The organism is Streptomyces atriruber (assembly GCF_001418325.1).
GTDB classification, from domain to species: domain Bacteria; phylum Actinomycetota; class Actinomycetes; order Streptomycetales; family Streptomycetaceae; genus Streptomyces; species Streptomyces atriruber.
The window spans coordinates 1-8487 of the sequence record NZ_LIPN01000240.1 but is presented as its reverse complement, the minus strand read 5'-3'; the positions used below and the strand labels follow the sequence as shown (position 1 = coordinate 8487).

2 protein-coding genes are annotated in these 8487 nt (G+C 70.7%); one reads left to right on the top strand and one right to left on the bottom strand.

What is annotated here, in order from left to right:
* On the bottom strand, positions 1 to 4794 hold a 4794-nt coding region (locus AOK03_RS24215; RefSeq protein WP_167355641.1), incomplete at its 3' end, for a non-ribosomal peptide synthetase.
* Between the two features lie 645 nt (positions 4795 to 5439).
* On the opposite strand from AOK03_RS24215, the gene AOK03_RS24210 reads away from it, so the two are divergent.
* On the top strand, positions 5440 to 8487 hold a 3048-nt coding region (locus tag AOK03_RS24210), incomplete at its 3' end, for a non-ribosomal peptide synthetase (RefSeq protein WP_055567448.1).

Here is an 8487-nt window from a genome sequence, read left to right as displayed (position 1 = left end):
GGGCAGGGCGAGGGCGACGATGTGTTCGGGGCCGACGCCATGCTGGATCAGGTGGTGGGCCAACTGGTTTGCGCGGGTGTTGAGTTCGTCGTACGTGAGGTGGGTGCCGTCGGCGATGAGGGCGACGGCGTCCGGTGCGGCCGCGGCCCGCGCCTGGACGAGTTCGGGCACGGTCGCGTGGGGCACCGGCGCGGCGGTGTCGTTGCGCTCCTCCAGGATCCGGTGCCGCTCGTCGCCGGAGAGCAGCTCGATCGATCCCACGCGGCGCTCCGCGTCGGCGGCGACGCTCGTCAGTACGCGGACGAGCCGCTCGGCCATGCCGGTGACCGTGCCGTGGTCGAACAGGTCGGTGCGGTACGAGATCACGCCACTGATCCCGGCGTGGCCGCCGTCGGCGTCGCGCTGTTCGATGAGGTTGACGGACAGGTCCATCCGCGCGGCCTCGACCCGGACGGTGTTCGGCGTGGCCGTGACCCCGACGAAGTCCGGTGTGGTGCGTGGAATGTTGTTGAAGGCGAGCATCACCTGGAAGAGGGGATGGTGGGCCAGGGACCGTGTCGGGTTGAGCGCCTCGACCAGGGTCTCGAAGGGGACGTCCTGGTGGGAGTAGGCGCTCAGGTTCGTCGTGCAGACCCGGTCGAGGAGTTCGGCGAACGTGGGGTCGCCGGACAGGTCGGTCCGCAGCACCAGCGTGTTGACGAAGAAGCCGACCAGTTCGTCGAGTTCCTCCTCTCCCCGGCCCGCCACCGGCGTGCCCAGGGGAATGTCCGTGCCCGCGCCGAGCCGGTGCAGCAGCACGGCGAGGGCGGACTGCAGCACCATGAACACGGTCGTCTGCCGTGACCGCGCGAGATCGACCAGGGCCCGGTGCACCTCGGCGTCCACCGACACCGGCACCGACCCGCCCTCGTATCCGGCCTGCTCCGGATAGGGCTGGTCGGTCGGCAGCTCAAGACGCTCCGGCAACCCGGCCAGAGCCTGCTTCCAGTAGTCGAGCTGGGTGGTCAGCACACTGCCCGGGTCGTTCTCGTCCCCCAGCACCGCGTGCTGCCAGAGGGTGTAGTCGGCGTACTGCACCGGCAGCGGCGCCCACGACGGCGCCCGCCCCGCGCATCGCGCGGCATAAGCCGTGCCGAGATCGGCGGACAGGGGGCCCATGGACCAGCCGTCACCGGCGATGTGGTGGATCACCAGAACCAGGACGTGCTCGTCCGCGGCGTCCTCGACGGTGAACAGGGCGGCCCGGACCGGCAGTTCGGTCGCGAGGTCGAAGGGGTGCCGGACGGCACGGTCCACGGCACCGGTGAGCTCCGCCTCGCTGACGGACTCGACGTCCACCACCGGCCGCGCTTCGGCGGCCGGGCGGATGTCCTGGTACGGCCGTCCGTCGGCGTCCGGGAAGACCGTCCGCAGGGCCTCGTGCCGCGCGACCACGTCGTTCAGGGCGGCGCGCAGGGCCTCGGTGTTCAGGGCGCCGGACAGCCGCAGCACCACCGGCACGTTGTACGTAGCGCTGGGCCCCTCCAGCCGGTACAGGAACCACAACCGGCGCTGCGCGAACGACAACGGCATGCGCTCCGGGCGCGTGGCGGGCGCCAGCGCCGGGCGGTCGACCGGGTGCGTCGTCGCCTCCAACGCGCGTGCCAGGGTGGCGATCGTCGGCGCCGCGAAAAGGTCGCGGATGACCAGCTCCACTCCCATGACCGCGCGTATCCGGCCGATGAGGCGCATGGCCAGCAGCGAGTGCCCGCCCAGGTCGAAGAAGTTGTGGTCCACGCCGACCTGATCGACGCCGAGGACGTCCGCGAAGAGCGCGGCGAGGATCTCCTCGCGTGCGTCGCGCGGGGCCCGCGACGACGTCGCCGTACCGCTGTAGTCGGGTGCGGGCAGGGCCTTGCGGTCCACCTTCCCGTTCGGGGTGAGAGGCACCGCGTCGATCAGGACGACGGCCGCGGGGACCATGTGGTCGGGGAGCCGGGCGGCGAGCGCCTTCTTCACCTGGACGACGTCCACGCCGTCGCCGTCGCCGTTGCCGTCGCCGTTGCCGTTGCCGTTCACGCCGTCGTCGGCCACGACATAGCCGACCAGGCGGCGGTCGCCGGGCCGGTCCTCGCGGATGACGGCGGCGGCGGCCCGGACACCGGGGCAGGCGGTCAACGCCGATTCGACCTCGCCGAGTTCGATGCGGAAGCCGCGCAGCTTCACCTGGTCGTCGGCGCGTCCCAGGAAGCGCAGGGTGCCGTCGTCGTTCCAGGCCGCGAGGTCGCCCGTGCGGTACATGCGTGACCCGGCGGGCCCGTACGGGTCGGCGACGAAGCGCTGCGCGGACAGCTCCGGGCGGTTGAGGTAACCGCGCGTGACACCGGCACCGGCCACGTACAGCTCCCCCGGTGTCCCGGGCGGAACGGGCGACAGCCCGGCATCCAGCACGTACGCCCGTACGTTGGCGATCGGCCGGCCGATCGGCGGCACCACCGCCCCCGACAACGGCTCGCTCACCGTCGAGCACACCGTGGTCTCCGACGGCCCGTACGCATTGAACATCCGCCGGCCGGCCGACCAACGCCCCACCGTGCCCGGGTCACAGGCCTCGCCCGCCACGATCAGCGTCATCGACGCCGGAACCTTCGCCGTGTCCAGCACGCTCAGCGCGGACGGCGGGAGGGTGCAGTGCGTCACGCCCGCGTCCACCAGGACACGCGTCAAGGCTTCCCCGGGCGCCAGTTCCACCGGGTCGGCCAGGACGAGCGCCCCGCCTGCCAGCAGGGTCCGGAAGATCTCCGATGCCGCGGCGTCGAAGCTCGGCGACGCGAACTGCAGCACCCGGCTCCCCTCGCGGATCCCGTAGTGCTCGCGCAGCGCGAGGGCGAGATTCAGCAGGCCCGGGTGGGGAACCACCACACCCTTGGGCCTGCCCGTCGAACCCGACGTGTAGATGACGTACGCCGGATGCTCCGGCGCCGCCGTGCCCAGCCGGTCCGCGTCCGTCAGGTCGGCGGGCGACAGGCTCGCCAGGCGGCTTTCGACCGCCGGGGCGGACAGGGAGAGGACGGCGCACTCGTCCGAGACCCCCGCGGGCGGGGCGGCGGCGTCCGAGGCCACCAGCACGACGCGCGGACGGGAATCCTCGACCATGAAGCGAACCCGCTCCACCGGATACTCCACGTCGAGCGGCAGGTACGCCGCGCCCGCCTTGAGCACGGCCAGCACGGCCACGATCAGGTCCGGTGACCGCGGCAGTGCCAGCGCCACCAACTGCTCGGGCCCGACGCCCTGTTCCACCAGCAGCCGCGCGACACGATTGGCCCTGGCGTTCAACTCGGCGTACGAGTAGACGATGCGGCCGTCCGCCGCCACCAGCGCCGGGGCATCCGGGGTCTGCGCGGTCTGCGCCTCGAACAAGGACGGCGCGGTCCCCGTCGGCACCTCCACCGCGCGACCGCGGCCCCACACACCCAGCACCCGCTCGCGCTCCTCGGCGTCGAGCAGGCTGACCGAACCGATCGGCCGGTCCGGACGGGCTTCCGCCAGGCGCTCCAGGAAATGCAGGAACCGCTCGACGTGGGCGTCCATTTCCGCCCGGCTGTACATGCGGTCGTTCGCGTCGAAGTACACCTCGATGCGGCCTTCGTGTTCACCCTCGTAGAAAGCGAAGGAGAAGTCTTCGGTGTGCCGCTGCGAAAGGCTGCTCGCTTTTGCCGGGTGACCATCGAAGCGGATGTCGTAATCGAATGCCATGACATTGACCACGGGTCCGTGAGGACGGTCGTCACCCGCTATCCGAATGCGTTCGCCGCGCAGATCCTCCATGCGGAAACGGCTGTGCCGCGAAGCGCGGGTCGTCTGCGCCCAGACTTGCCTCGCCAGCTTCTTCAATGGAATTTCCGGCCGCACGGTGATGTACAGCGGGACAACATTGACCGTCATTCCCGGTGTATTGCGCTCGACCTCGTCCAGGCGGCCGGACAGGGGAAGTCCGACGGATATCGTGCTCTCTCCGGTGGCGCCGCTGACGTATGCGGCGGTCGCCGTCACCGCGAGCACGGAAAGGCTGACGCCGAGCCCGGCGGCGGCGGCACGCAATTGCTCCGAAAGGCCCGCGCCGAGCGTGGTCCGCCTACGGAGAATGTTCTGCGGCCTGCGGTACGGACGGCCGGAGAGAGTGACGGGGTCGGGGGCGCTCCGCAGCCGCTTGAGCCAATAGCGGCGGTCGTCCTCGTACTCCTCCGAACCCCGATAGGACGCCTCGCGTGCCACGAGATCACGGAACGGGGAGAGCGGGGTTCCGCTGTCCGGACGGTCCGCCATCGCGTCCGAATAGAGCTGGGCGGTGCGCCGGGTGATCAGCGCGGAACTCCAAGCATCCATGACGACGTGGTGGTAGCGGCTGTACAGAATATGCAGGTCCGCACCGACCGTGAGCAGCGCCGGAGCGCACAGCGGCCCCTGTTCGAGGTCGAACGCGGACTCCACGTCCGACGCGATCCACGCCTCGGCCGCCGCAGCCGGATCGTCCCTGCCGGTGAAGTCGAGCCGCCGCACGGCCACCCGGTCGGCGCGACCGGGAATCTGGACGGGCCCGTCCGGCCCCTCGGCGACGACGAGCCGCAGCGTTTCCGCTTCCGCGAGTGCCGCCCGGTACGCCTTCTCCAGAATCTCCGGATTGATCGGTCCGTGGATATCGACGCGCTCACCGACGTTGTAGACCGAGGACCCGGGCCCGAGGGAAGCGGAATACCAAACTCCGGATTGGGCGGCCGTCAGAGGCCATAGCTCATCCGTCGGACCAGTCATCCATGCCCCCCGCAGTGACGTGTATCCACCCCGACACTCGCCGGGCGTCCACATAATCACACATCACGCCGACCGGCCCCGGCCGCATTGTTTGCATCCCATCCGGCACATCCCCTCTGGAAGGTTCGAGCAGGACGCCCCGCTCTGCGGCCATACGCCCCCGCGCATTACACAAATCCGAGCCCCGCCCTCCATCGCGACATCACAAGCCCTTGTGACGGGCGTCACATGTACAGGGTTGCGGCGACGGTTGTAGTGTCCCTTCAACTCATGGCTCCGATACGGGGGGAGCACTGTGAACGGAGGAGGGGCCGTGGAGACATTCCTCAGAGGGACGCCGCGGGCACATCTGGCTGCTCGGCGCTTTATTCCCTGGCGACTCGGGTGAACAAGCCGAGCTGACATCCTTTCCCAACTTCTTGGGCCACACTGACGAAACGCGCCCTCTTCTTCTTTGTGCGCGGCTGCCCAAGACATTCATGACCGGTGTGTGCGGCACACCGACGCCTGCTTTCCCGCGCCCTCGATCCGGCGCGGGAGCCCGCGGGCGGACGGCCGCGCCCCGGTCCCGGTGAAGTGGTCGCGCGCACCGTCAACGGGCTTCCTCGGCACGTTGCAGCGCCTGGTACGGAGAGTGGATCAACCTTGTCGCATGAGCTTGAGGACATCTGGCCGCTGTCGCCGCTGCAGGAGGGGCTGGTCTACCACGCCCTTGCCGACCGCGAGGGACCGGATGCCTATGTCGTGCAGCTGATCCTCGACTTCGAGGGCGCCCTGGACGCCGGGACCATGCGCGCGGCCGGTCAGGCCCTGCTCGACCGGCACGCGAACCTGCGGGCCGCGTTCTGGGTGGACGACCTCGACGAGCCGGTCCAAGTCGTCGCGCGCGAGGTCACGTTGCCGTGGGAAGAGGTCGACCTCACCCACCTGTCGCCCGGGGAAACCGAAGCCGAACTGCGGGCGTTCGCCGACACCGAGCGGGCCCGCCGGTTCGACCTCGACCGTCCGCCGCTGCTGCGCATGGCGCTCGTGAGGCACTCCGCCGGTGATGCGGCGGCCACGGCCGGCGCCCACCGCAGCCGAGTGGTCATCACCCAGCACCATGTGCTCGTCGACGGCTGGTCGTCTTCCCTGCTGGTGCGCGAACTGCTCGCCCTGTACGACGCCAAGGGCGACGACAGCGCCCTCCCTCCCGTCACGCCCTACCGTGAGTACCTGGTCTGGCTCTCCGAGCAGGACCGCGAGGGCGCACGCGAAGCCTGGACCCGCGCCCTGACCGGCGCGGAACCCACACTCCTCTCGACCGAGGCAGCCGTCGGTGGGGCTGACGGCTCGGCAACCGCCTTCCCGGAGCGCTTCGTCGCGCACCTTCCGCAGGAGACCACGGCCTCGCTGCAGGCCCAGGCCCGTCGCCTGGGCGTCACGCTGAGCACGCTCGTCCAGTGCGCGTGGGGTGTGCTCCTCGGCCGGATGACCGGTCAGGACGACGTGGTCTTCGGTGCCGTGGTGTCGGGGCGGTCGCCGGAGATCCCGGGCGTCGAGAGCATGATCGGCCTGTTCATCAACACGGTGCCGGTCCGGGTGCGGCTGGAGTCCGAGGACACGTGGGCCGACCTGGCCGTGCGGGTGCAGGCCGAGCAGGGCGCGCTGCTGCCGCACCAGCACCTGTCCCTGACGGACATTCAGCGGACGGCCGGGCTCGGGGACGCCTTCGACACGGTCATGGCCGTGGAGAACTTCCCCGCCGACCGCGGCACCTCCGCGGACCGTGACACCTCCGCCGACCGCCGGGCCTCCCGACTGACGGCCACGTCCACGCAGGGCCGCGATGCCACCCACTATCCGTTGAGCCTCGCGGTGTCGCCCGGTGAAGTACTCAAGCTGCGGCTGGACTTCCGTGCCGACCGATTCGACCGCCGCACGGTCGACGTCATCGCCGAGCGCCTGACGCGACTGCTGAGCTCCGTGGCCGAGGATGCGGGTCGGCGGGTCGGGGCGGTGGAGCTTCTCTCGGCCGGTGAGCGCGAGCGTGTCGTGGACACGTGGGCCGCCGGTCCGGTCGTGGAGGTGCCGGAGGCGACGGCACCGGCCGCCTTCGAGGCGCGGGTCGCCCAGGCGCCGGATGCCGCGGCGCTGGTGGCGGCGGACGGCCGGACCGTGTACTCCTATGCCGAGCTGGACGCGCGGGCGAGTCGGCTGGCGCGGCTGCTGGTCGAGCGGGGCGTGGGGCCGGAGCAGGTGGTGGCGCTCGCGTTGCCACGGTCGCCCGAGCTGATCGTCGCGGTCCTCGCGGTGTGGAAGGCCGGGGCCGCCTACCTTCCGATCGACACCGGGTATCCGGTGGACCGGATCCGCTTCATGGTCGAGGACGCCCGGCCGACACTGATCGTGACGGACACGACGACCACTTCTCTGTGGACGACGGACACGCCGGTCGTACGACTCAACGATCCGCCTGTTCAGGTGGAGTTGGCCGCGCTGAACCCGGCGGACCTGAGCACGAATGCGCCGGTGCCCGCGCACCCTGCCTATGTCATCTACACCTCCGGGTCGACGGGTGTGCCCAAGGGTGTCGTGGTCACCCACGCGGGTCTGGTGAACCTGGTGGCCTCGTCGGCGCCGCGTCTGGGTCTGGGGCCGGGCAGCCGGGTCCTGCAGTTCGCCTCCCCCAGCTTCGACGCGGCCACCTGGGACTGGAGCCTGGCACTGCTGTCCGGCGCGGCCCTGGTCGTGGCCGACGCAGAAGAACTCGCCCCCGGTGCCGCGCTCGCCCGTGTCGTGCGTGATGCGGGCGTGACGTACTGCATGGTGCCGCCCTCAGCCCTGGGCGTCCTGGACGTCACCCAGGTCCCCGAAACGATGACGGTCGTCGTGGGCGGCGAGGCCTGCGGCCCCGACGTGGCCGGACGCTGGTCCATGGGCCGACGCATGATCAACGCCTACGGACCCACCGAAACCACCGTGTGCGCCACCCTGAGCGCCCCCCTGTCAGGCGCGACGGTGCCGCCGATCGGCCGACCGATCGGCAACGTACGGACGTACGTCCTGGACGCGGGCCTGTCCCCCGTACCACCGGGCGTGCCCGGTGAGTTGTACGTGGCCGGGGCCGGAGTCGCACGCGGCTACCTCAACCGCCCGGGACTCACCGCGGAACGCTTCGTCGCCGACCCCTACGGGCCCGCCGGATCACGCATGTACCGCACCGGCGACCTGGTGCGGTGGAACCAGGACGGCACGCTCCAGTTCCTGGGGCGCGCCGACGACCAGGTGAAGCTGCGCGGCTTCCGTATCGAACTCGGCGAGGTCGAGGCGGCGTTGACCGCCTGCCCCGGCGTGGAGAGCGCTGCGGCCGTCCTCCGCGAGGACCGCCCCGGCGACCGACGCCTCGTCGGATATGTCGTGGCCGATGACGTCGTCGACGTCGACCAGGTGAAGAAGTCGGTCGGCGCCCGGCTCCCCGACCACATGGTCCCCGCGGCCGTCGTCACCGTCGACGAACTCCCCCTCATGCCGAACGGCAAGCTGGATCGCAAGGCCCTGCCCGCACCCGACTACAGCGGTACGGCGACGTCGTCGCGAGCCCCGCGCGACGCACGTGAAGAGATCCTGGCCGGACTCTTCACCGAAGTACTCGGCCTCGACCGGATCGGTGTCGACGACAGCTTCTTCGACCTGGGCGGGCACTCCCTGCTG